This is a genomic window from Burkholderia sp. M6-3 (assembly GCF_050858985.1).
GTDB lineage: Bacteria > Pseudomonadota > Gammaproteobacteria > Burkholderiales > Burkholderiaceae > Paraburkholderia > Paraburkholderia caledonica.
This window is the reverse complement of sequence record NZ_CP110090.1, coordinates 1039903-1063217: the sequence shown is the minus strand read 5'-3', so window position 1 is coordinate 1063217 and position 23315 is coordinate 1039903. Positions and strand designations below refer to the sequence as shown.

The window sequence follows — 23315 nt, the reverse complement described above, 5'->3', positions numbered from 1 at the left end:
CGGTCGTTCCAGCGCGTTTTCGGCACACGCCTCGGTTTAAATGCCTGGAGGCAACAGTGCTTTCGCAACGTCGCCGGCGATGTGCTCGCCCAGATCTTCTCCGACGAGAGCCAACGCGAGATAAATACCGGCACTCACGCCGCCTGACGAATAAAGATTGCCGTCCTTCAAGCAGATTCGATCCGTTGCAACGTGTACCAATGGATAGTCGCTTGCAAGACGCTGCGCGTCGCGCTCACGCGTGGTCAGCCAGCGATCGTTCGCAAGACCCGCACGCGCCACGAGAAAAGCACCGTTCGACACCGACGCGACCTTGCTCGCGCTGCGTCCAGCGTTCGTGAGCCATTTCACCAGTTCGTGATGCTCGCGCTCCGAACCTGTCGCCGGAGAACCGGGCACCATGACAATGTCGAACGATGTCTGCAAATCGCGCAGAGACGCTGTGGTGCCCACCGCGGTGCCGTTCGAGCATGTCACCGGCCCGGGACGCGGCCCAACAACGTGCTGCTCGTAGAACGCGGTGCCGCATACACGGTTCGCTTCCTGGAACACGTCCATTGGGCAACTTACCTCTAGCAGTTGAAAACCTGAATACACCATCATTCCGACACGCATGCGCCGTTACTCCGCGAGTGCACTCAAATAGATCGATCCTTGAAATCACTTTAACCAATCGACGTCGCCCCGGAATGCGTAGATCCCGCGATAGCTGGCCAATCAGCGCGGAATTTGGGCCACGTCGTGCCGCTGGCATCGCCGTGAGTTTTTGTCCGTTCTTTACACTGACGCAAAAGTCATTTAACGGTTACGGCGGGCCCGGTATGTGGCCATTGCTGTAAGCTAGGCCATCGCTCGTTGCCGTCGTTTATTGCGTTGCATGGCGCCCCCATGAAGGGGCGTGGGCTCATGCTGGTAACGGAAGCGCGTTCCTATTTGATGAAGGTCACGGCATGAAAGTCGCCATTGTCGCATTCGATGGTGTGCAGGCACTGGACGTTGCAGGCCCACTCGATGTATTCGCGGAAGCGAATGCAAATCTCTCCGAGCATCAACGCTATGAGGTGTCGCTTGTCGGAAGCAAAGCCGGCACTGTGACGTGCTCCAACGGGATGCAACTTTCCGTGCCGTCGGCTTTTTCGGATTCTCTCGTCCAGTTCGATCTGGTTCTCGTCGCGGGGGGACCAAGCCTGCCAGATTACCGGCCACCGGACGAATTTCTGAAGTGGTTGCAAACGCAGGCATATGGCGCGGCACGGTTCGGTTCAGTGTGCAATGGAGCGTTTGTACTCGGCCACGCCGGACTGATCGACGGCAAGCAAGTAACGACCCATTGGGCAGAAGCCGCCCGCCTCGCGCGCGACTTCCCTTTGGCCTGCGTGCAGCCCGACCGGATCTTCATTCGCGACGGCCGGTTGTTTACATCTGCTGGCGTGACAGCGGGAATCGACCTTTGTCTTTCGCTCGTTGCCGAAGACTGGGGACACGAAATGGCGGTGCGAGTCGCAAAACGCCTCGTTGTATATATCCAGCGAGAAGGCGGTCAATCGCAGTACAGCCCTTACATCGGGGCCGGCAAGGATGACAATCCGATTATCGGCAAAGTCCATCAGTATGTGACCGAACATATAACCGACACGCTATCGATCGAGCAGCTTGCCACCGCTGTTTCTGTCAGCCGGCGCACTTTTTCACGCCTCTTCGCCAAATATGCAAAGGTCACGCCTTCGGCGTTTGTCGAACAGGTCCGCGTAGATACGGCGAGAAAGCTGCTCGAAGACTCGGACGCTCCGCTAAAAACCGTCGCCTTCAAGTGCGGCTTTCACAGTGCCACGCAGATGCGGACTACCTTCGCCCGTCGGCTCAATGTCACGCCAAAACAATATCGCCAGCGATTCCGCGGCACGGTCGAGTCCCGTCCGCGGACAAATACGGGCACCGGCATGCCGGTGGCGGCTCAAAGCGCGAGTTATCTGTGAGTTGCGCAATCGACGCTCAATCGCTTCCGGATGTTCTAGAGCCAGGTCTGTCGCTGATATTTTGCGGAATAAATCCTGGCATGCGTGCTGCAGCGACAGGCCATCACTTCGAAGGTAGAAACAACCGCTTCTGGCGGACGGTGCACCTCGCAGGCTTTACTCCGGAACAGATTCGTCCTGAAGATGACCGCACTTTGCCCCGCTATGGTTGTGGACTCACCACGGCGGTCTCGCGTCCAACTGCACGAGCGGACGAGCTTTCGCAACTGGAGATAGAAGCGGCCGCATCTGATTTCCGGCACAAAATCGCACACTATGCGCCGCGGTATATCGCCTTTCTCGGGAAGATGGCGCTCTCGGCCATGTCCGGCAGGCGCGATATCCAATGGGGCTTGCAGGCCGACACATTCGGCGGTGCGCGCGCATGGGTGCTGCCCAACCCGAGTGGCCTCAATCGCGCATATAGCCTCGATTCGCTGGTGAGTGCCTACCGCGAACTTTACGTGGCCGTTGCGTCTTCGTCCTGAAGGTGCGGGTTGCTGCGCAGGCTATCCGTGACGAAATCCACAAACGCGCGCACCTTACCGCTCGCGCCCCGCCGCTCGATATGCAGCAGATTCACTGGCGTAGCCTCGGGCTCGAACGCTCTCAGCACGGATCGCAGCTTGCCATCGAGCACCTCCGGCGCCGCTTGATACGACAGCAGTTGAGTTATGCCTACGCCATCGAGTGCTGCCAGTACCGCAGCGGGAGACAGATCGACAATCATCCGTGGCTGAAGCCGCACCGGCAGTCTTGATCCATTCTCGTTGAACACCCATTCGAACGGACTGGACACACCGGTAAACGACACACAGTGGTGGTTCATCAGATCCCTGGGATGGCTGGGCTCACCACGCGCCGCGAGGTACGCAGGCGCCGCGTAGGTCCGGCGTCGCACCGCCCCTAGTGGCACGGCGAATATCGTCGAATCTCCGAGGTGGCCAATACGGATCGCAATATCCACGCCTTCTTCCAGTAGCCGAGTCGTGCGATCGGCGTAGACGGCATTGACGTTGACCTCGGGGTAGCGCAGCGCGAACGCGTTGATCAAGGGCGCAACGAACCGCTGCCCGAATAGAACCGGCGCCGATACCGTCAACGTGCCGACGGGATTCAAGTGGTCTGCTGCGACATTCGCGTCGGCTTCGGTGATAGCGTCCAGCACTTTCCGGCAGGCATCGAGGTAAACGACGCCTGCGTCAGTCGGCCGAACCGTGCGAGTGGTCCGTGCGAGCAATTGCGTGCCAAGCCGCGCTTCAAGCGAATTCAGTGCCCGTGAGACCGCGGGTGTCGACATTCCGAGCTTCTCCGATGCCCCCGTAAAGCTGCCACGATCGACGATGGCGACAAAAACCTCCATCTCGCGCAATTTGTCCATTTCAACTCCTATCGGTCATCTGCTGCGCACCTCGCGATTGTAGGCATCGGAATGCTTCGTCTCTTCAACCTGGCCCAAAGAAGACCGGGATTGGCCGAGCGCAGGCTATTTAAGGCGGACCTAAATCCAATGCACAAAGTGTTCGCTGTGTTAGCTGCGTTCGCATCCGCACTATTGGTCTGACGGAAGAAGACGCTCGTCCCCGCGCGACGGCTGTCATGACACGCGCCAGCGGACTGGCAAATTTGCCGAACTTATTGGCCCAATATGGGACGCGCTTGCGCTTCAGTAAATTCGATGCGTCGCAGACAATCAATGCAGCCAATCACCCGACTGCGGGCCAATCGTATCGCCAAGCAAAGGAAGAATCCGGAATGTTTTCTGCAATGCTCGAAGTCCATCCTCTACGTGAGCAGTTTGATCTGTATCTCGGCATGGCAAAGATGCTACGCCCAGAACTCGAAAAGATCGTGGGGTTTATCGACAACAACCGCTATGCAAGTTTGACGCGCGACGGGTGGCTTCTTTCGCTGTCGACCTGGCGCGATGAGAAGTCGCTCGTGCGCTGGCGCACCACGACGAAGCATCATCAGGTACAACAGGCAGCGCGCGACCGCGTGTTTTCCGACTATCGCCTGCGAATTGGACAGGTCGTCGCGGACACCTGCCTGCCTGAGGGCGAAGTGCTGCTTGAACAACGTCTTGATGTGACGGAGACAGGAGCAGGCACGGCGGTGACGCTCCTCAGTGCGACGTACGATCCGGAGTGGCTCAGACAGGCAGGAGCAGAGGCAGTTGTGAAGTCAATGGGACTCGACGTTGCGGCTTCCGGTCTGGTTGCGTGGGACGTATTCGATGCGCTAATGACGCCCGGCGATGCGATCGCGGTGCTGACGTGGCGCGATCTGGAGGCCGCGCGGGCGTTCCAGCGAGAAGCCACGCTGCCGGCCAATGTGCACCTGCGACATATTCGTGTGGTGCGCGAGTATGGAATGTTCGATCGCCGTGAAGCACCTCAATACTTCAGCGACGCGCAGCCTGCTGCCTAGCGCGTGGGGCGAACCGGGAGGCGGCTCTATGTCGCCTCCCGATTCGCCCGAGTACCGTCAGCCTATGCCTCGACAATGCGCACGTCATAGTCTTCGTCGACGAAAGCGACGAGGAACTCCTCCGGCATCAACCACGAATCGACGCTCACGGTTCTTGCATTGACGTTCACGCTAACTTTAGCGTCTGCGTCGACCATCTTCATTGCATGCTCAATGGTCGGAACGTCGCCTGTTTGAATGTCTTTCTTCATTGAAAATTTCATGTCTCACCTGTTCAGTCAATAGCATGACGGCTGCACACATTCTCCGCACCAGACATCAGGCTGCATGCAAGCCAGCTCACGGTTCATGGCGATGCACCTTCAGAAGAAATATGGCGCGACGGCACATCACCGGCTTGTCCTAACTATGGGTGTCGTATGTGCCATTGGAAAGCCTGCCCTCTTGCGTTGGCCCAAAAACGATCAGAAATGGCCACCGTACGCCTCGTGCGCTACACGTCTTCGTACTGTCTCCAGCACGACCATGTTGATTGGCTCGTCGAATCGAAAGAGAGTATTCCAGAACACGCGCATGCATGAGCGCGCTCGGACTCGTTGGCCCGATTCGCAAACGGAATGGCCAAATGCACAAGCTCCATTGTCTTTCATGAAGGTCGGCTGGTCTCCTAGAATTAATCAACCTCGATGTGGTAGTCCTGCAGCGCAGTAATACGTTGAACAGACGCGCAGGAACTACGAGGGCAAAGAAGTGAACCGTACGCCGACTCCGCTCGTTATTTAACACTACCGAGCGTCGGCAAGCTCGGTGCCCGGCGCAAAAGCCCAACCATTCTGGTAGATCTGCATACCTCATGAACATCGCAACGCCACGGACAACTGGAACGGCAGAACCGGAGGAAGTCAGTTCGTCGGCACCGGTCGCCTTACGGGAAGCAGACAGTCCAGCTCCAAAGAACGCTGCGACATCTGCGTTGTCGCCTCGCCTCGCAATCGGGCTGGTTGGAATGCTTCTCTCCTCATTGCTGGCGATAGTCAATGAGCAGGTGACGGCGGTCGCGCTGACGGACATCCGCGGCGCGCTGTCGATCGGACACGACGACGGAACGTGGCTGACTGCTCTTTTCGAGGCAGCAAACGTGACCACGATGGTATTTGCGCCATGGTTCGCGATGACGCTCACGCTCAAGCGGTTCACGATCGGCGCGGTAGTGGCCACCATGGTGTTCGGATTTCTTTGCCCGCTGGCACCGAATCTGCCGACACTGTATGTGCTGCGAGTACTCCAGGGAATAGCCGGCGGATGCCTTCCTCCGATGCTGATCATCGCAGCACTGCGCTATCTTCCGCCGAAGATCAAGCTCTATGGACTTGCTGGCTACGCATTGACTGCAACGTTCGGGCCCGCACTCGGAATTCCGCTCGCCGCGCTGTGGACCGAATATGTGAACTGGCGGATGACTTTCTGGCAGATCGTGCCGCTAGGCCTTCTGAGCTGTATCGCGATTCAGCAAGGGCTTCCTGTAGAGCCGCTCAAACTCGAACGCTTCAAATCGTTCAACTGGAGCGGATTCGTGACAGGCTGCCCTGCAGTTGCGATGCTGGTCATTGGCTTATTACAGGGCGACCGACTGGACTGGCTCAATTCCGGCTTTATCCGCGTGATGCTCGGCGGTGGTGCATTGCTGCTGATCGCATTCATCGTGAACGAGTGGTTTCATCCGCTGCCGTTTTTCGGCCTGCGTCTGCTTGGCCGGAGAAACTTCACTCACGGCCTTCTCACGCTCGCGGGGGCCGTGATCCTGCTGACCGGCATCGCCGTCATCCCATCCCAATACCTTGCAAAGGTACACGGCTACCGGCCGCTTCAAACGACGCCGTTGGCGCTGCTCGTCGCGCTGCCTCTACTGGTTGCGCTGCCTCTGACCGCAGCCGTTCTGAACATCCAGCGGATCGACCGCCGGTGGATCCTCGCCGTTGGAATTTCACTGATGGGCGTCACCTGCTTCATGGGAAGCTTCATGACGTCAGAGTGGGTGCGCGATAACTTCTACTGGCTGCAATCGCTGCAAATTGCAGCACAGCCCATGGTGATTCTCTCGATCCTGATGGGCGTGACCGGTGGTCTCGCTCCAACAGATGGCCCGTTTGCGTCCGCCATGTTCAACACAGTGAAGGTTTTCGCAGGAGTGGGAGCGACCAGTCTCATCGAGGGGCTAGGTACCGCCCGCCAGCACTTTCATTCGAGCATGCTCGTGGACCGGCTTGGCAATAGCGCACTGATTACAGCGCAAAGCGTCGGTGAAGATCACGGCCTCCTTGCCACACTTGCGCACCGTATTCACGAGCAGTCCGTCGTGCTGACATCCGCGGACCTTTATCGCGTGATGGGCTGCATCGCGATAGCCCTGCTTCTTCTCGTGCCCGTGTTACCGACGCGTATCTATCCGCCCTGGTGCACCACGCCTCCCTCTTCCCGCTGATCGACGAATATATGTCAACTGTCTTCCGACTCCCTTTGAAAACGCTTCGTCTCGCCGCGTATGTGGTGGTTCCCTGCGTCGTTGTACTGGCTTGCATATGGCTGTGGGCCGAGCCCGGCAGCGAGTCGACCAACGACGCGTATGTCACCGCCGATTTCACCCTGGTGGCGTCGCGCATCGCAGGCCAGTTGTCCGACGTGCCGGTGGCAGATAACCAGCAGGTGAAGGCCGGCCAACTGCTCGCGCGTATCGATGATCGCGACTTTCGCGCGGCGCTCATGAGCGCCGAGGCTGACGTGGCCGCCGCGAAAGCCTCCGTTGCGAACTACGACGCAGAGATCGCGCGACATCCGTCGCTCGTCGATCAGGGCCGCGCGACGCTTCGCTCCGACGAAGCAGCCATCGAGTTTGCGCAAGCGAATGCATCGCGCTACCGCAATCTGTCCGAAACCGGCGCGGGCACGACGCAGGAACAACAGCGTGCATCGAGCGCGCTGGCCGAGCAACTCGCACAACAGTCGCGCGATCGCGCGGTACTCGTCGCCACCCAGCAAAACCTCGACGTGCTGCGTACCCAACGCGATAAAGCAGCCGGCGCCCTCGCGCATGCGCAGGCCACTCTGGAGCAGGCGAAGCTGAACCTCTCCTATACGGAGATTCGTGCGCCCATCGACGGGAAGGTCGGAAGGCGTTCGGCACGCATTGGCGCATTCATTACGCCGGGTGCCCCGCTTCTTGCCATCGTGCCGCTTACGGATGCATATGTCGTCGCAAACTTTCAGGAAAACCAGCTTGCAAGAATGCGCCCGGGAGCTACAGTGCGCATCAAGGTCGACAGTTTTCCGGGCGTCGTTATTCGAGGTCATATCGACAGTCTTGCGCCCGCTACCGGCGTCAGCTTTGCGCCCATCGCGCCCGACAACGCGACCGGTAATTTCACGAAAGTGGTGCAGCGCGTGCCGGTCAAGATCAGCATCGACCCGGGTCAGCAAGCGGCATCTGCATTGAGCGTGGGGCTTTCTGTCGAAACTGAAGTCGCTGTCGGCAAACCCGCCGATGTGTCGATCAAGGAGGCAGACCTCAAATGAACGCGCGCGAGTTTTCCGTCCGTACACCGGCATTGGCTGTGTTGGTGTGCTTTGCGCTAAGCGGGTGTCTGGTCGGGCCCAACTTCGAGCGCCCAGAGGCCGCTGCACCGGATGTGTTCAATCGAACACAGTCCGCGCAAGCAGCGAGCCGCCCGGTCGAATCGGAATTCAACTCCGACTGGTGGAAGCTGCTTAACGATCCCACGCTGAATTCGCTGGAAGAACGTCTGGGCGATGCGAACCTCGATGTTGCGGCGGCGTCCGCTCGCCTGCTGCAAAGTCGGGCGGAGCGGCGCATCGTGGGCGCAGAGGAATATCCCAGCCTCAATGGAGCCGCCTCGTATAACCGCGAGCGCGGCAGCATAAACGGCATTCTGTCGTTGCTCGGTGTTACTCCCACGGGAACACAAACCCAGTCCGCTTCCGGTGCTTCGCCGACCGGCGTGGCGGCGTTACCTGGCGACAAAGGCTCGCCGGCATACGACCTCTATCAGTTCGGCTTCGACGCGTCGTGGGAACTTGATTTTTGGGGACGAGTAAGGCGTGGCGTGGAGGCCGCCACCGCGATGAGCGAGGCGTCATATCAGGACCGGAACGCTGTGCTGCTGTCTGCACGCGCAGAGCTCGCGCGAGACTATGTTCAGCTGCGCGACACTCAGGCTCTGCTGGAAATAGCAAAGCAGAACCTTGCGATCGCCCGCGATGCCACGAAGCTCACAGAGACGCGAGTACGTGAAGGCGTCACTACGAATCTGGACGTGGCGAACGCTTCCGCGCAGGCAGAGTCGATAGAGAGCCTCATTCCGACACTCGAGGCGAGCCGCGAAACAACGATCAATGCAATTGGCGTGTTGCTGGGAATGCAGCCGGGTGGACTACAGCCAATGCTCAGCGAGGCCGGTGACGTCCCAGCGTTGCCTCGCCAGGTGCCTATCGGGTTCCCGTCGGAAGTGGTGCAACGCAGGCCGGACATCAGGAGAGCCGAGGCGCAGTTGCACGCCGCTACCGCGACGATCGGTATGGCGAAGGCTGACTTTTATCCGCGCATATCGCTCAACGGCAGCGCGGGATTTCAGAGCCTCCAGCTTTCTACTCTCGCAGACTGGGCGTCCGGCCAATTCGTGATTGGGCCGTCAATAACGCTTCCAATCTTCGAGGGCGGCCGCCTGAAAGGAACACTGCACCTGCGCGAGGCGCAACAGCAGGAAGCCGCTATCGTCTACAAGCGCACGGTGCTACAGGCCTGGCGCGAGGTGGACGATGCGCTCGTCGTGTACGACGCCGAACAGCGCCGAAACGATCGGCTCAAACAAGTGGTCAGCCTGAATCAGAGCGCGCTTTCGATCGCACGGCAACGTTACAAAGCAGGGGCCGTCGATTTTCTCGACGTGCTCAACGTGCAAAAGCAGTTGCTCGACGCACAGAGTAATCTTGAACACAGCAAAGCGAACGCCGCCACTAACCTCATCACGCTCTGCAAGGTACTCGGCGGTGGTTGGGAGTCGACTTATGGCCAGCAGCAAGCGGAGCATTAGGAGTTGAGCCGCGACGCTGACCGCTCTAACAATCGACACGCGATAGGCAATTGCGGCACAAAGGGGTCAAAAGAAGGTATGTAGTTCAACCTACACGGTTCGATTCGTGATCCTATCGATCTATAGCGGATCGTGCTTCAAACTGAGGTTCAACATGAAAGTTTCGTTATCTTCAATGCTGGTTGCCACGGCAATCGCCGCTGCGTCGGGTCTCGCGTATTCGCAAACTGCCCAGCCTGTCCAGAACAGCCAGGGGTCAGGTACGACCATGTCACAACCCGCAATGTCGCAACCTATGGCAGCGACGACCGGGTACGACGCTCTCGGGCCGCAACCCGGTGGCTCCACCGCAAGCGGCAGAGGGCGAGACGGGGCCCCTTGTATTGTTGGCTTGTCTTGCGATATTTATCGGGGCAACTAAGTCGAATGGCGACCCATGTCACCGCAAGGCGCCGCGGGTGAGAGCCTATGAACGACCATGAACAACGCCGTTCAACGATAACTCGCGCGCGCGACATCCACCTCACCTGCGGTAGCGCTGACAGCGGGCCGTACCGCGCTTCGTGTCGACAGGTTGGCGCGAGACGCGGTGCGGCTTCGACCGCTATCGTTCAGCAATTGACTCGATTTGCCATGTCTTTGCTCGGCGCGTCGAGCACGTGCCGCGCGTGTGTCGACTGCCTGACCGTACACTCGGCCGGACCTGCCCGTAGTCATTCCGCTGCGCAGTGAACGTCGAATTTGATGAGCTTCGTCGGGCCGAACGTGTTGCTAATTGCCACGTCGGCGGCATCGCGGCCACGCGCCATCAGGACCCGACCGATACGCGGCACGTTATTGCGCGGATCGAAGGTTTGCCATGAGCCGCCGACATACGCTTCAAACCAGGCTGCAAAATCCATTGTGCTCCAGGGCGGCGGCACGCCGACATCGCTGATATAGCCCGTGCAGTAGCGTGCCGGAATATTCATTGCACGGCACAGCGCCACGGCCAGATGGGCGAAATCGCGACAGACGCCCTTGCGTTCTTGCCATGCATCGAACGCAGTTTTGGTCGGGCGGGCGAATTCGTAGCCGAATTCGATATGACGGTGCACATAGTCGCAAATCGCCTGAACCCGTGCACCGCCGGGTGGCGTGCCGGAAAATAGTTTCCACGCAATGTCGGACAGCAGATCCGTTTCGCAATAGCGGCTGCCGAGCAAAAACGCGAGGCACTCGTCCGGCAGCGCTTCGACGGCATGCTGATAGTCAAAGGGACCGCGCGTCTCCGGCTGATCGGAGACATTCAGTAGCGCGCTCGTCGAAAGCGAGATCGACCCTTGAGGTGCAACAAGGCGGCTGCAAAGATTGCCGAAGCTATCGCGATACTGCGTAATGGCCACTGGCGGATTCACAACCAGAAGATCAGCGGACAACACGTCCTGAGCGTGCGAAAAGTGTGTGTTCAGCATCAACATCATCGGTGTCGGCTGTGCGCACTCATAGACCAGTTCATAGCCCACGCGAAGTTTCATCGGACCATCCTTTCATTGATAAAACACGTGACGCGCTGCGCGCTGGAGATGCCGGTTGCCGGCGGTGACGTGGGTCAGGTGGATGGAGCGACGAATCAGCGATAACAATTCTGCTGATCGTGACTCGCCAAGGAACAGAAAAAAGGTGCACGCGAAACCGCAGCGACGCTGCTTCTAGCTGGCTCTCGTACACCTTGTTGAAATACGCACACACATGGGGCAAAGCGGCTGCCCGCCACGTGCGCGTGTCGTTACTTTTTCTTTGCTACGGCACTCGGTACAGAAGCCTTGGAGGGAGGCGTCCTGAACAGATCCGTTCCGGGTGATGGCGACTTCTTCGGCTGTTTCGGCTTTTTCGCCTCTCGGTTACTACGCAGTTGACCTTTTGCCATTTTGTTCCCCCGTTTCGGCGGCCACGAAGAGGCCGCTCTCCTACTCATTCTGGGCGCATTTCTGCGTAATGTCGCGATCTATTTAAAAGCGACGCTTGGAGCCAGGAACCGGCATGAGCTGCTGGTGCTGCGAAACGTCTGGGGGCCGTCAAGTGCCAGTCGGTGAGAGATTCTGCCGTGCGTCGTTATGGGGCCTGCCGGGAGGCTCCGCGTGGCTTTCTGTTGCCAATCTGTGTTGACCGAGTTGCCACGCCTTCTACAGCCATGCCGACGCTGCAGAGAACAACAACGAGCCGGGTCCACGAGTGAGGCGAGTTTGCAATTCGAGCTCCACGGGAGCTGCTCGATTCGATCTGGCCAGCACGAATGTTTCGCGTTTTCTCCGAATCCGGGTACAAAGCGCAAAAACATGGTGTACCGCTTGAGGATGCGTCCGTTCTAGCCTGCTTCACCGCTGAGAAATGGCCGCGCTAGTCGGCGGTGCAAAAGCAGCATTAAGGGCGTCGAGACCATCGACAGCGCAACAACCAGTGTGACAAGTGACGATTGGCGCTGATCGATGACATGTGCCGCCATTGAGGCCGCCATCACCACGAACGCGAATTCGCCGCCTTGTGACAGCAGAATGGCGAAATAGCCGCGTTGCGGAGCGGGCACGTCGAATTTGTCTGCCAGCAACCACTGCGCGATCGTCTTGATGCCGACTACCGCTACGACGAGTACTGCCACACGAAGAGGCTCGCGCATCAAGACGCCGAAATCGATCGACATGCCTACTGCAATGAAAAACAAACCGAGCAGCAAGCCCTTGAATGGAGCCATGTCGGCTTCGATTTCGTGACGATATTCCGAGTCGGCGAGAAGCAGACCCGCGACAAAGGCGCCTAACGACATCGACAGATGGACGCGTTGCATGAGCAGTGAGATACCGATGACCCAGAGTAATGCCAAAGCGGTGAAAATCTCTGGGACTCCGATGCTCGTGATCAAGCGCAGTACGACATGCAGCAAATAGCGGCCGCCAAGCACCACCACACCGAGCATGGCCAGTGCTTTCAAGACTACAAGCCATGCCGGCTCCGCCGTGGGTGTGGCCATGGCTGGTCCTAGCAACGGCAACAACGCAATCAGGGGGATAGCTGCCATGTCCTGAAACAGGAGAATGCCGAATCCGGCACGGCCGGTTGGCATGTCCATCAGCTTCCGCTCCTGAAGTTCAGACATAACCATTGCAGTCGACGACAGTGAAAGCGCAAGGCCGCCCGTCAACGCAATGCGCCACGGCAACCCTAACCCCATAAAAACAACCGACAGGACTGCAGCACAGACTCCCATTTGTACGGTGCCATAGCCGAAAATCGTGCGACGCATCGCCCACAGTCTATCGGGCCGCATTTCCAGTCCGATCACGAACATCATCAGCACGATGCCCAACTCGGAAAAATGCAGGATCGCGTCGACGTCGGTCATGAGCTTAAAAACCCATGGGCCGATGAATATGCCGGCTACGAGATAACCGAGCACGGCGCCGAAGCCAAGGCGTACCGACAGGGGAACGGCAATCAGTGCCGAAACGAGGAAGATCACCACTTCTATCAGCAACTCGGTCACCCTGCCTCCCTGAAGCAAACCGAGACCTGTCTTCTACTCAAACGTATTGGGGGCACGGTAACTACTCCAGAATCGCGCATTCCGGACAGCACGTTTTACGCCGCTCCAACGACCTGGAAAGTACGTCAAAAGCCAGTCTACGCATTGCCTGCCGCGGAAGGTATTGGACCATGGTCCCATACACCGCGCCCCACTGACTCGCCTATCCTTCATGCGGAAATGGCAGTACGGGACACTCAATATCGCGACTCTTTCGCCTCAACCATCCGACAAATGCAATCCGACCATCCTGTTCCGGAAGGTGGACAAACTGCGGCGCCCACGCGGCGCTGGTTGCGTTGGTTGCCCGGTTTGACGATGCTTCGGACGTATCGGCTCAACTGGCTACCTAACGATCTTGCAGCGGGACTGGTGCTCACCACGATGCTCGTACCCGTCGGTATCGCGTATGCCGAGGCGTCGGGCGTACCTGGCGTTTACGGTCTCTATGCGACGATCGTTCCGTTGCTGACTTATGCCGTCTTCGGCCCCAGCCGGATTCTGGTTCTCGGTCCCGATTCCGCGCTGGCCGCGCCGATTCTTGCCGTCGTCATCGCTACCGCCGGCAGCGATCCGTCGCGCGCGATCGCGACAGCCAGCATGATGGCGATCGTCTCGGGCCTCTTCTGTATCGTGATGGGGCTCCTCCGCCTCGGCTTCATCACGGAACTGCTTTCCAAGCCGATTCGATACGGCTACATGAACGGCATTGCGCTGACTGTCCTGATCAGCCAGCTACCCAAACTCTTTGCCATTTCCTTCGACGATCGCGGGCCCCTGCGTGATCTGCTGTCGCTTGGCGCCGCCATCGCCGACGGCAAAACCAACTGGTACAGCTTCGCCGTCGGTGCGGGAAGCCTCGCACTGATACTGTTGCTAAAACGCTTCGATAAAGTGCCGGGCATCCTTATCGCCGTCGTCGTCGCGACGCTGAGCGTTATCGTTTTCGATCTTGACAGCCGAGGCGTCAAAGTACTCGGCAAGATCCCACAAGGTCTGCCGTCGTTCGCGTTGCCATCGATCGGCGATGCCGATCCCACCAAGATCCTGCTCGGCGGCTGTGCGGTAGCGCTGATTTCGTTTGCGGATACAAGCGTGCTGTCACGGACCTTCGCTGCCCGATTTCATACACGCGTGGATCCCAACCAGGAGATGGTCGGCTTAGGAGCGGCCAATTTAGCGGCTGGCTTTTTTCAGGGCTTCCCAATCAGCAGCAGTTCTTCGCGAACCCCCGTGGCCGAAGCAGCGGGCGCAAGAACGCAGGTGACGGGTGTTGTCGGCGCGGTGGCGGTAGCGATACTTCTGATTGCCGCGCCCAATCTGATGCGCTACCTGCCCAATAGCGCGCTCGCCGCTGTCGTCATTGCCGCAGCCCTCGGCCTGTTCGAATTTGCGGACCTCCGCCGCATCTTCCGAATCCAGCAATGGGAGTTCTGGCTTTCCGTTGTGTGCTTCGTGGGCGTCGCCGCCTTCGGCGCGATTCCCGGTATCTGCATCGCAATCGTGATCGCAGTCATAGAGTACCTGTGGGACGGCTGGCGCCCTCACTACGCCATTCTCGGACGCGTGGAACACCTTCGCGGCTACCATGACATCGAGCGCTATCCGCATGCCATGCGGATTCCGGGACTGCTTCTGTTCCGCTGGGACGCGCCATTGTTTTTCGCCAATGCCGAGTTATTTCAGGAATGCCTGCTGGAAGCCGTCGATACGTCTCCCACGCCCGTGCGCACCATCGTAGTGGCTGCGGAACCTGTAACCAGCGTCGACGTGACTTCGGCAGACATGCTCAGAGAGCTGACGCGAACACTAGGCAAGCGCAATATTGCGTTGCACTTCGCCGAAATGAAGGATCCTGTGCGAGACAAGCTCAGACGTTTCGAAATGTCCGATGTGCTCGGCGATGCGCAGTTTCATCCGACCGTGGAGAGTGCCGTCGATGAGTATGTCGAGCGGCACTCAGCGCAATAACTCATCCGCTATCAATGGGTCACCCGCGTCCCAGACTCAGATCAGCAGCCGCCCCGCCTCTCCGAACATATCCCGTTCAGGGAGAAGATCACTGCGTTTGAAGCGCAGCAATGCAAACGCTCGTGTCAGGTCGGCGGACTCAGGGAGTTGCACGACCGTGAACTCGATCTCGTTCGCCTCCCGACCGCCCGTGCCATCCGTTCCATCGGCCACGACATTCATCGGGTCCAGCCGCAGCTTTTTCTGTTGCACGCATAGGTATGGCTCCGGCGAAGACAGTACTTCGCACATCAGACCGAGTCCGCGCTCGATCGTCTCTGTCTTGAGACCGAGCTGCGCCAGTTCCTGTTCGTTCCGGTCGAGTTGCGCCTGGGCACTCGCCATCTCGGCGACGCTCGGCGGCGCTTTGCTTCCCAACATGGACTGCACGCCAGCGGCTTGCCGCTCCAATAGCACGAGGCGTGCTCTCAACAGTGCGCGCTCTTCCTGAAGGGCATTGCGCCGCGATTCGTCGGTTTCGATTTTTTGCAGGCCTTGCAACGTCAACTGGTCGAGCAGCCGCAGCACGATCTGTTGGCGAAGTTCTGCATCGGTTGCGCCGCATACGCGCACTTGATGATCGCTGAAACTCACGGTAGTTTGAGCGACATCCGACCGGGTGGCTACGCCGTGCTGTGCAACGCCGAACACCTCTCTCTGATGCATGGCCATTCCCAACACCGCGAATACCTCGAGCAATTCCGCATGCTCCTCGAAGTAGTTCCGCAACTGTTCTGATTGACTCAATGCGGCACATACGTCCTGCGGTGTCGTAAAAAAGGCATGAATGCAGGGGTCGCTGGACCAGGCGGCAGCACTCGCCTCGTGCGCAGCGGGAACTTCCGCAGTGAGCCGCTCAATGTAGCGCACGGCTTCAGTCAACGCGGGCAATAGACGCGCCTCATAATTCCGCGCGAAACGTAATGGCGGGCTCATTCCGACGACGCGCTCCAACATTTGCTTCATCTGCTGGTGATCGCTTCGATCGTCGTGACGGTGGCGGTTCAGCAACCATGACAGCATGCTCATCGCTGGCTCCTGGCGTGCTTTTATCTCTCGCGTCCCCGGAGAATCTGCGCGTTGATCAAGGGTACTTCCAGTACTTGTTATGGATGCGCGACCGCAATGTTCTCGAGCCGTGCATGAGCAAGCGGCCTCGCGTTAACGGCCAATGCAAACCGTAGTCCACGCTCATCCTGATCGACGTCTGTTCATGGTCGCACCGCTGCACGACCCCTGTAATCAGACCAAGGTCGTATTACCGGTGGATCAGCGAGCGGCTACGCTGGATTTGCCAACTCCGGTTCATTTTCGGGCGCGGTCGCGCGCTGCGCTCGACCGTCCATTCAGGCCGACGATGACGCGTATCTGGTGCCGTTGGGCGCTTGCGTGTGCAAGTGCATTCGGCACTCTACTGGCCAACGCCCCAGCGTGTTCACAGGAACTGGAACCTCGCTCGTATTCTCCTTCGCCTGTCGGCACCAATTTTCTGGTCGCAACGTACTCGCATCTTTCCGGCGATGTACTGACGGACTCGTCTTTGCCGATTACGGGTGTGCAGGCCCAATTCAACCTGCTGACGCTCGGCTACGTCAGGACCTTCGATCTGCTCGGTCACACAGCCTCGTTGGGAGTCGGGGTGCCGTTCGCGCGCGGCAACGTCAGCGGCAATGTGATCGACGCGCCCACCGAAGTACATCGAAGCGGCATTGGAGACATGCGACTTCGCTTCGCCTACAACGTCTTCGGTAATCCACCGTTGCCACCCGAGGCCTTCACGAAGCCGGAGTCGACTACGTCGCTTGGCACCAGCCTGACGGTCATTGCGCCATCCGGGCAATATGTGGATTCGAGGCTCGTCAACATTGGCGCGAACCGATGGGCATTCAAGCCCGAAGTGGGAATCTCGCAGCCATTCGGAAACTGGTTCATGGACGGGTCCGCCGGTGCGTGGTTCTTCACGTCTAACAATGACTTCTTCCGTGGAAAGCAACGCAGCCAGGCGCCTTTCATGGTCTTTCAGTTGCACGTGGGCTACGGTTTTCGCCCCGGCCTCTGGATCGCGGGCGATCTCGGCTACGCAGCAGGCGGCCGAACCACGACGAACGGTGTCGACGCCGCCGATCGATCGGCCAATATGCGATACGGCATGACGTTTTCCGTGCCCATTGCACGAGGCTGGTCGACCAAGTTGGCCTTCTCGCACGGACTCGTCACAAGGGCTGGCGGAGACTTCACCTCCATCTCGTTGACGCTCCAGTATCGCTGGTTTAGTCGATGAATCATGGCCACGCGCCAAGGTGCGTTATGCCCGACTGTGGTGTATCCGCTTAGCTAAGAAGCTGTTGCGAAATTAAGTTCTGGGCCTGTTAACTTTTCTGACTTGGTGTTAACTTCCTGTCTTGTTTTGTCCAACAGGAAGCGATGCCTAAAGAACTCATCGACGACGAATTGTGGTTGCTCATCGAACCGCTTTTACCTGCTCGGGCACCGCGCAATCGCCAGTATGCGGGCCGCAAGCCGACTCCCGACCGTGCCGCGCTGACGGGCATTGTGTTCGTACTGCGCTCCGGCATTGCGTGGAATCTGCTACCGCAGGAGATGGGATGCGGTTCGGGCACCGCCTGCTGGCGGCGGCTCGTGGCATGGCAAGAAGCAGGAGTCTGGCAACGCATCCACGAAACGCTGCTGGCCGAACTGCGTCGCCGTGGCGAAATCGACTTGTCACGAGCGCTTGTAGACAGCTCGTCGATTCGCGCGATGCTGGCGGGAAAAAAACCGGCCCGAATCCCACGGACCGGCGCAAGCTCGGCAGCAAACACCACCTCATCGTCGACGCGAAAGGCATCCCGCTCGCGGTCATTCTGAGCGGGGCGAACCGCCACGACGTCACCCAGCTTGATGCACTCGTCGATGCCATTCCACACATTAGAGGCAAGCGGGGACGCCCGTTGCATAAACCGCAAATCGTTCAGGGCGACCGGGGCTACAGCTCGGAACCACATCGACAGCGTTTGAGAGAGCGCGGCATCACGCCGGTGCTCGCAAAGATTGGCTCGCCCCATGGCAGTGGTCTGGGCAAAACGCGTTGGCCAGTCGAGCGCTCGATTGCATGGCTTCACTCGTTTCGACGCCTGAAGATTCGCTACGAACGTTATGCCCATGTCCATGAAGCCTTTCTGTCCCTGGCTTGCGCCTTGATTTGCTGGACGCGACTCAGGCCAATGTTTAACTAATTTCGCAACAGCTTCTAAGTGCTGCCGCCTTCGTTCACTCCTCAATGGCGCGAGACCTTCAAATCACCTTGGGCCGCGACCGTAGAGACGGCTTTATTCGGAACGAAACGTTGGCTATCTTTGATTCAGAGTCAATTAAAAACCACCTGGAGATGCAATCATGAAAACACTTCACGTCGTGAGTCGGCTTGTCTTCGCCGGATGTCTGACGCTGGCGTCGAACGTCTACGCGCAAACCAGCAACACCATGCCGACGACATCAGCTTCAGGTGCAAGCTCAGGCAGTACGGCACAGTCCGACAAGAAGCTGGCCCGCGATGTTCGCAAAGCGTTGTCTAAAGCGCCCCACTTCAACGTATCGAACGTATTCGTCAAGGCGCGCGGCGGTGTCGTGACCTTATCGGGCAGCGTGCCCGACGGTGCTCAGATCGAGCAGGCCGCGACGGTGGCGATGAACGTGCCGGGCGTAACCTCGGTGAGTAACCATTTATCGCTGTATACCAAGGGGTATTAACGGCCCACCATGCAAATCGTGGGCTTAACTGGCGGCGCCGCGAGGCTCGAACGCAAAGCGCTCGATCTCGCCGCCGCGCGCCACCACGGCAGTGCTTTCCGGAATCTCTTGCCACCATCCCGGCAAATCGGCGAGCGGTTCCGAAACAACCAGAAACGCATCCTGCCCGGCCATCGCGATCCGGGTATCGTCGGGGTACAACTGGTGCAGGTGGCGGAACGACGTGTTGTGAAACAACGAGCGCGACTGCCTTTCGCTCGAGTAGCGCACGGCGACGATCTGCTCGCCATCGGTTGCGCAGACGGTCATGTTCAACGGTTCGGCGACACCGTGGCGGCGCCCCGTTTCTTCGACGAACCCAACCATCCTCTCGAGAGCCGTAACGGGTTCCAGTTCGAGACCGAACGTGAGCGCGAGGAAGAACAGCACTTCGGAGTCGGTCGAGCCTTCGATCGAAGGGAACAGTTCGGGCGAAACCGCGATCATCAGGTCGCGGCGCACCGCCGGATAATTACGCACGAGCCCGTTGTGCGCGAAAAGCCAGCGGCCATGACGGAACGGATGACAGTTGGTTTCCTGCGACGGCGTGTCGGTCGCCGCCCGGATGTGGGCGACGAATAGCGGCGCGCGGACCGCTCGCGCCGCTTCGCGCAGATTGCGGTCGCTCCATGCGGGCTGAATACAGCGGTAGCGAAAAGGTATGTCGGTCGGATGTCCGTACCAGCCGATTCCAAAGCCGTCACCATTGGTGGTCGTGTGGCCGAGCCGCGAGTTCAGGCTCTGATCGATCAGAGAATGCTTGGCGTTGAACATGACCGTTTCAAGCTGAATCGGGTTGCCGGAATAAGCGAGCCAGCGGCACATGAGAGGTCTCCTGTCAGATACGCCGGGGTAAGTGGCGAAAAGTTCGCGAGGCAAAGGAACGCCGCACCGGCTCTTTGAAATTGCGGGCCGCACGCGCGGTGCTAATAGACAAACTTGACGATATCGTTCGAGCAAGGCACTACGTCGCTCCCGGTCCGGTCAGGGCACGGCCATTACGATCAATGCGGCGGCGACCACCGCCACTGCGTCTTCGACCAGCGCCGCCGAACCGTCGCGGCCAAACGCGCGCGCCATGGCGCCCCGTGCTCTGGCGCCGCCCAATGTGCCGATCACTGCGCCGGCCAATCCAGCAATCACGCCGCCGACCCAACCCCCGTGCGCCGCGCCGATTCCCGCGCCGCTCAGTCCGCCCGACACGAGACGCGCGCCGAACTGTATCGGCACGGTGCGGCTGGCGGTACTGGGCAACTGATCGACGATGAACTCCGCAATGGCCAGCACCGTGAAAATGTAGGGTGTGGCGGCGAAGCCAAAAAACGCGAGCGGTGTCTCCTGCAACGGCAACCAACCGAGGTGCGCCGCCCAACTGACGGCAGTGGGGGCAGTCATCGTGCGAAGCCCTGCCACAACGCCAATCAGCAATGCGAGAACATACATGGACATGCGGACTCCAGGTCGGAACCAATAATGCGCATTAAACACGCTCATTGACTTCCGTGTCATCGGGGTACCGCATCAATTCGCGGTCGCGACTTGCGATGCGCAGCTACAGGGACCGCCGGCGTTGAGTGTTCTTCAGAACAGCAAAGAGGGATATTCCGGGCGCACCCGCTACCGCGAGATTGGCTTCTTCCTGCTCGACAGGCCTGGAATGGATATCAGGTTAAGCGCAATCACCGCGATTGCGACACCGAAAAAAATCGCGAGTACGCCGTAGCGAAACTCCGCCGGCCGGTCGTAGAGCAAGCCGACGATAGTCGTATAAAGACCGCTCAGCCATAAAGCGACGCCCATCAATGCGATCGCAACCCGCCTTTCCGATTTTTTCATCAGGACCTCTGCAGTCTGCAACTGGTTCCTCAAACCATATTAGTGCGCAGTTGCGGCGTTTTCCAGAACAGCCGTGTTCGCGCCGAGAAATATTCGGACGGAAGAGCCCATCAAGGCGCCATTCTCGAATCTTGCGTCCAGGACCAAGGTCTCATTGACCACGCTGAAGTTCGAGTGTTTTATTGCATCGGGAAGGTTCACGTGTCCGTAACCTGCTTCGCGCCGCGTTTGGACTGATCTGAGCCCCGTGCGCGACCGCTCAGGAAGCCTCCATTGAATGCTGGCGGACGCACCGCGGATACCTTAGGCCACACCGCGATATGAACCGTGTAGAGAGAGAACAAACATGGACTGGAATCGCTGGTACAGCTTAAAGAGCTACCTGAGGTCTTCCCTATGGACTGTGCCGCTCATTGCGATCGCAATCTATGCCGTGGTGAAGCCTGTGGCTGAAATGATCGGAAGATGGATGACCCGGCAAGGGACCCTTGACCCGAAAACCAGCCTTCTTGGACTGTCCATGACGGGTGCACGCTCGCTGCTCGGCGACATCGTTTCCGCAGACCTGGCGTTCCTGGTATTCACGTTTGGTTCGCTGCTCGTCGCAATCCAGGTCGCCGGGGGACAGTACACCCCGCGAATTATCGCGACGACGTTGCTGCGCGATAACGTCATTCGTAGCATTTCGGGGTTATTCGTTTTCACACTGCTGTTCGCCAACAGAACGGCCGGCTGGATGGGTGAGAATCAGGTACTCCAGCTGCAAGTCTTCATTGCAGCGTTATTCGGATTTACTTCCGTCGTCGCTTTTCTTTTCCTGATTGACTATGCGGCAAAATTTCTGCGCCCCGTCAGCCTCGTGGCTCGCGTGGGAGAGCAAGGAATCGCCGTTATTAAGAGCGTTTATCCCTTTCCGTCTACGGGCGTGGTGGTCGAGCCGGAACTTCACAAAGAGCGAGGTGTACCCGATCGCATTGTTTGTCAGCGCGGAAAGCCTGGCATCGTTCTCGCGGTGAATCTGGAGAGGCTGGTGGCCAAAGCACGGCGCGCTGACGTGGTGATTGAATTCGTGCCGCAAGTCGGTGATTTCGTCGCGCTGGACGAACCCTTGTTTCATCTGTACGGAAACTTCGGAGCGATCGACGAAAACAAGCTGCGCACCCTCGTCGCATTCGGGACAGAGCGAACGATGGAGCAGGACCCTATGTTCGCGTTTCGCATCCTGGTCGATATTGCGCTAAAAGCGCTGTCGGCGGCGATAAACGATCCGACCACGGCAGTGCTCGCGATCGATCAGTTGCACCGGCTATTACGCGTGGTGGGCAAATGTTCTCTGCGCGTCGAAGAGATTGAGGATCGTTCGGGGCGGGTTCGCGTGATCTTGCGAACGCCCAATTGGGAAGATTTCGTGCATATCAGTTTCCGCGAGATACGCCAGTATGGCGCGAGCAGCATTCAAATCGCACGCCGTCTGCGCGCGGCGATAGAAAATCTCATTCAGTGCCTGCCGGAGCATCGTCATGAAGCATTGCGCATTGAGCTAACACTGATCGACCGCGCGATTGCCAGGCATCATCCATTCCCGGAGGACCTGGCTTTGGCCCGCATCCCCGACTCGCAAGGGCTTGGAGGTTCGGCGGTCTCGCCAACACATAACTAGTAAGTCGCCTTTCCAGAGGCAAGCCATGCGCAAACTGATCATGGGCATCGTCGAATTTCGCGAGAAAATGCTCCCGCAATATGCGAAGCAGTTCAGCAAACTGGCGCTTGCGCAGACACCCGATGCGCTCTTCATTACGTGCTCGGACAGCCGGGTTGTGCCGGACCTGCTCGCCTCGACCCATCCGGGCGATCTGTTCACGATGCGCAATGTCGGCAATCTGATACCACCAGCCACTTTGGACGGAACCTCTACCGGCGACCTCTCCGAGGCAAGCGCAATCGAGTACGCAGTGCTGGTGCTGAAAGTCGCGAATATCGTTGTATGCGGGCATTCCGAGTGCGGTGCGATGAAAGCCGTATATGCACACAACGCCATGCTGAAAGCGCCCAATCTCGATAGATGGCTGTTCCACGCCAACAACGCAGCGTTTCGCCTCGAAAACGAAGGTCCTCTCAATGCGACGTTGAAAACGCACGATCAATTGTCGCAACTCAACGTGCTTGTGCAGCTCGAGCATCTGATGACATACCCGATAGTTCATCAGCAGGTCACCTCTGGGGCACTGGTACTAAGCGGCTGGTGGTTCGACATCGCGACGGGCGGCATGTACGCCTATGAGCGCACGAGCCGCTCATTCCAGGTCATTGACCGCGCGATGGCTGACCGGATGATTGCGCGCCTTGCCGCACGTGCGCGCTGAAGGCGCGGACCCATGTTCGCTCGTGGCGACGTCGTCACTGACGATCCTGGCGGTGCACAACGAAGGCTGGAAGCACAATACGGAACGCGCCGACGACCTTGCTTCGGTATTCAACGCGCGCGGCGTCGCTTCGCTGCGAGACTCGAGGCGCGGCTAGAAGGACTGCCAGGCCTTCGGTCGGGCCGGAGAGCGCGGATGCAGCGAGCAA

At 58.9% G+C, this 23315-nt stretch carries 21 protein-coding genes; 12 read left to right on the top strand and 9 right to left on the bottom strand.

Going from position 1 to position 23315, the window contains the following annotated elements:
* Positions 1-36: 36 nt before the first annotated feature.
* On the bottom strand, positions 37-615 hold the full coding sequence (locus OH764_RS04615; protein ID WP_498848185.1) for an AraC family transcriptional regulator: 579 nt from the start codon (positions 613-615) through the stop codon (positions 37-39).
* Positions 616-950: 335 nt separating this feature from the next.
* On the opposite strand from OH764_RS04615, the gene OH764_RS04610 reads away from it, so the two are divergent.
* A complete protein-coding gene (locus OH764_RS04610; RefSeq protein WP_498848184.1) occupies positions 951-1976 on the top strand; it encodes a GlxA family transcriptional regulator in 1026 nt (341 codons plus the stop codon).
* Between the two features lie 80 nt (positions 1977-2056).
* Positions 2057-2503: a G/U mismatch-specific DNA glycosylase gene (gene mug / locus OH764_RS04605; RefSeq protein ID WP_498848183.1), complete on the top strand. Its 447-nt coding sequence runs from the start codon at positions 2057-2059 to the stop codon at positions 2501-2503.
* Here mug and OH764_RS04600 read toward each other — a convergent pair.
* A complete protein-coding gene (locus OH764_RS04600) occupies positions 2476-3396 on the bottom strand; it encodes a LysR family transcriptional regulator (protein ID WP_498848182.1) in 921 nt (306 codons plus the stop codon). The two genes, mug and OH764_RS04600, sit on opposite strands and share 28 nt — an antisense overlap.
* A gap of 374 nt (positions 3397-3770) precedes the next feature.
* Between OH764_RS04600 and OH764_RS04595 the strand changes: the two genes are divergently transcribed.
* Complete coding sequence (locus OH764_RS04595) at positions 3771-4445, top strand: antibiotic biosynthesis monooxygenase family protein (protein WP_498848181.1); 675 nt, start codon at positions 3771-3773, stop codon at positions 4443-4445.
* A gap of 62 nt (positions 4446-4507) precedes the next feature.
* On the opposite strand, the gene OH764_RS04590 is transcribed toward OH764_RS04595, so the two are convergent.
* On the bottom strand, positions 4508-4708 hold the full coding sequence (locus OH764_RS04590; protein WP_498848180.1) for a copper chaperone: 201 nt from the start codon (positions 4706-4708) through the stop codon (positions 4508-4510).
* A 590-nt stretch (positions 4709-5298) separates the two neighbouring features.
* On the opposite strand from OH764_RS04590, the gene OH764_RS04585 reads away from it, so the two are divergent.
* From OH764_RS04585 to OH764_RS04575, 3 genes are read left to right on the top strand one after another with little or no spacing between them, the layout of a single operon-like run.
* The gene (locus OH764_RS04585) at positions 5299-6927 is read left to right on the top strand and encodes an MFS transporter (RefSeq protein ID WP_498848179.1); all 1629 of its coding nucleotides are present in this window, start codon (positions 5299-5301) and stop codon (positions 6925-6927) included.
* A gap of 11 nt (positions 6928-6938) precedes the next feature.
* Positions 6939-8015 carry an HlyD family secretion protein gene (locus OH764_RS04580; protein WP_498848178.1) on the top strand — a complete coding sequence of 359 codons (1077 nt, stop codon included), beginning with the start codon at positions 6939-6941 and terminating at the stop codon, positions 8013-8015.
* Complete coding sequence (locus tag OH764_RS04575; protein ID WP_498848177.1) at positions 8012-9550, top strand: outer membrane factor lipoprotein domain-containing protein; 1539 nt, start codon at positions 8012-8014, stop codon at positions 9548-9550. The genes OH764_RS04580 and OH764_RS04575 overlap by 4 nt, the downstream gene beginning before the upstream one ends.
* 713 nt (positions 9551-10263) lie before the next feature.
* On the opposite strand, the gene OH764_RS04570 is transcribed toward OH764_RS04575, so the two are convergent.
* Positions 10264-11067 (bottom strand): transglutaminase-like domain-containing protein, encoded by an 804-nt coding sequence (locus OH764_RS04570; protein ID WP_498848176.1) that lies wholly within the window; start codon positions 11065-11067, stop codon positions 10264-10266.
* 830 nt (positions 11068-11897) lie between these two features.
* Positions 11898-13046: a monovalent cation:proton antiporter-2 (CPA2) family protein gene (locus OH764_RS04565; protein ID WP_498848175.1), complete on the bottom strand. Its 1149-nt coding sequence runs from the start codon at positions 13044-13046 to the stop codon at positions 11898-11900.
* 297 nt (positions 13047-13343) lie between these two features.
* On the opposite strand from OH764_RS04565, the gene OH764_RS04560 reads away from it, so the two are divergent.
* A complete protein-coding gene (locus tag OH764_RS04560) occupies positions 13344-15080 on the top strand; it encodes a SulP family inorganic anion transporter (RefSeq protein WP_498848756.1) in 1737 nt (578 codons plus the stop codon).
* 36 nt (positions 15081-15116) lie between these two features.
* Here the strand turns inward: OH764_RS04560 and OH764_RS04555 are convergent, their stop codons facing one another.
* On the bottom strand, positions 15117-16148 hold the full coding sequence (locus tag OH764_RS04555) for a hypothetical protein (RefSeq protein WP_498848174.1): 1032 nt from the start codon (positions 16146-16148) through the stop codon (positions 15117-15119).
* 142 nt (positions 16149-16290) lie between these two features.
* On the opposite strand from OH764_RS04555, the gene OH764_RS04550 reads away from it, so the two are divergent.
* The 3 genes from OH764_RS04550 to OH764_RS04540 all read left to right on the top strand — a co-directional run bounded on the left by OH764_RS04550 (position 16291) and on the right by OH764_RS04540 (position 18869).
* Complete coding sequence (locus OH764_RS04550) at positions 16291-17400, top strand: transporter (protein ID WP_498848173.1); 1110 nt, start codon at positions 16291-16293, stop codon at positions 17398-17400.
* Positions 17401-17543: 143 nt separating this feature from the next.
* Positions 17544-18355, top strand: a protein-coding gene (locus OH764_RS04545) for an IS5 family transposase (protein WP_498846769.1) whose coding sequence is annotated in 2 segments (ribosomal slippage) — positions 17544-17883 and positions 17883-18355 — 813 coding nt in all. Because the reading frame shifts where the segments join, the coding sequence is not laid out codon by codon here.
* A 160-nt stretch (positions 18356-18515) separates the two neighbouring features.
* Entirely contained in the window at positions 18516-18869 is a 354-nt protein-coding gene (locus OH764_RS04540; protein ID WP_131316658.1) for a BON domain-containing protein, read from the top strand.
* 24 nt (positions 18870-18893) lie between these two features.
* Here OH764_RS04540 and OH764_RS04535 read toward each other — a convergent pair whose 3' ends face one another.
* The 3 genes from OH764_RS04535 to OH764_RS04525 all read right to left on the bottom strand — a co-directional run bounded on the left by OH764_RS04535 (position 18894) and on the right by OH764_RS04525 (position 20744).
* Entirely contained in the window at positions 18894-19733 is an 840-nt protein-coding gene (locus tag OH764_RS04535) for a class II glutamine amidotransferase (protein ID WP_498848172.1), read from the bottom strand.
* A 159-nt stretch (positions 19734-19892) separates the two neighbouring features.
* Complete coding sequence (locus OH764_RS04530) at positions 19893-20357, bottom strand: DUF4126 domain-containing protein (RefSeq protein WP_498848171.1); 465 nt, start codon at positions 20355-20357, stop codon at positions 19893-19895.
* Positions 20358-20525: 168 nt separating this feature from the next.
* The gene (locus OH764_RS04525; protein ID WP_498848170.1) at positions 20526-20744 is read right to left on the bottom strand and encodes a DUF2964 family protein; all 219 of its coding nucleotides are present in this window, start codon (positions 20742-20744) and stop codon (positions 20526-20528) included.
* 346 nt (positions 20745-21090) lie between these two features.
* On the opposite strand from OH764_RS04525, the gene OH764_RS04520 reads away from it, so the two are divergent.
* Together OH764_RS04520 and OH764_RS04515 are read left to right on the top strand one after the other, a co-directional pair.
* The gene (locus OH764_RS04520; protein WP_498848169.1) at positions 21091-22404 is read left to right on the top strand and encodes a DUF2254 domain-containing protein; all 1314 of its coding nucleotides are present in this window, start codon (positions 21091-21093) and stop codon (positions 22402-22404) included.
* Between the two features lie 25 nt (positions 22405-22429).
* Entirely contained in the window at positions 22430-23107 is a 678-nt protein-coding gene (locus OH764_RS04515; RefSeq protein WP_498848168.1) for a carbonic anhydrase, read from the top strand.
* Positions 23108-23315: the final 208 nt, after the last annotated feature.

Bases quoted from the DNA above. Each gene is read 5' to 3' on its own strand.
- OH764_RS04515 (WP_498848168.1), top strand. From the start codon at position 22,430: ATGCGCAAACTGATCATGGGCATCGTCGAATTTCGCGAGAAAATGCTC.
- OH764_RS04580 (WP_498848178.1), top strand. From the start codon at position 6,939: ATGTCAACTGTCTTCCGACTCCCTTTGAAAACGCTTCGTCTCGCCGCG.
- OH764_RS04595 (WP_498848181.1), top strand. From the start codon at position 3,771: ATGTTTTCTGCAATGCTCGAAGTCCATCCTCTACGTGAGCAGTTTGAT.
- OH764_RS04560 (WP_498848756.1), top strand. From the start codon at position 13,344: ATGCAATCCGACCATCCTGTTCCGGAAGGTGGACAAACTGCGGCGCCC.
- OH764_RS04555 (WP_498848174.1), bottom strand. From the start codon at position 16,148: ATGAGCATGCTGTCATGGTTGCTGAACCGCCACCGTCACGACGATCGA.
- mug (WP_498848183.1), top strand. From the start codon at position 2,057: ATGCGTGCTGCAGCGACAGGCCATCACTTCGAAGGTAGAAACAACCGC.
- OH764_RS04525 (WP_498848170.1), bottom strand. From the start codon at position 20,744: ATGAAAAAATCGGAAAGGCGGGTTGCGATCGCATTGATGGGCGTCGCT.
- OH764_RS04615 (WP_498848185.1), bottom strand. From the start codon at position 615: ATGCGTGTCGGAATGATGGTGTATTCAGGTTTTCAACTGCTAGAGGTA.
- OH764_RS04590 (WP_498848180.1), bottom strand. From the start codon at position 4,708: ATGAAATTTTCAATGAAGAAAGACATTCAAACAGGCGACGTTCCGACC.
- OH764_RS04520 (WP_498848169.1), top strand. From the start codon at position 21,091: ATGGACTGGAATCGCTGGTACAGCTTAAAGAGCTACCTGAGGTCTTCC.
- OH764_RS04535 (WP_498848172.1), bottom strand. From the start codon at position 19,733: ATGTGCCGCTGGCTCGCTTATTCCGGCAACCCGATTCAGCTTGAAACG.
- OH764_RS04540 (WP_131316658.1), top strand. From the start codon at position 18,516: ATGAAAACACTTCACGTCGTGAGTCGGCTTGTCTTCGCCGGATGTCTG.
- OH764_RS04610 (WP_498848184.1), top strand. From the start codon at position 951: ATGAAAGTCGCCATTGTCGCATTCGATGGTGTGCAGGCACTGGACGTT.
- OH764_RS04550 (WP_498848173.1), top strand. From the start codon at position 16,291: ATGCAAACCGTAGTCCACGCTCATCCTGATCGACGTCTGTTCATGGTC.
- OH764_RS04585 (WP_498848179.1), top strand. From the start codon at position 5,299: ATGAACATCGCAACGCCACGGACAACTGGAACGGCAGAACCGGAGGAA.
- OH764_RS04575 (WP_498848177.1), top strand. From the start codon at position 8,012: ATGAACGCGCGCGAGTTTTCCGTCCGTACACCGGCATTGGCTGTGTTG.
- OH764_RS04600 (WP_498848182.1), bottom strand. From the start codon at position 3,396: ATGGACAAATTGCGCGAGATGGAGGTTTTTGTCGCCATCGTCGATCGT.
- OH764_RS04570 (WP_498848176.1), bottom strand. From the start codon at position 11,067: ATGAAACTTCGCGTGGGCTATGAACTGGTCTATGAGTGCGCACAGCCG.
- OH764_RS04530 (WP_498848171.1), bottom strand. From the start codon at position 20,357: ATGTCCATGTATGTTCTCGCATTGCTGATTGGCGTTGTGGCAGGGCTT.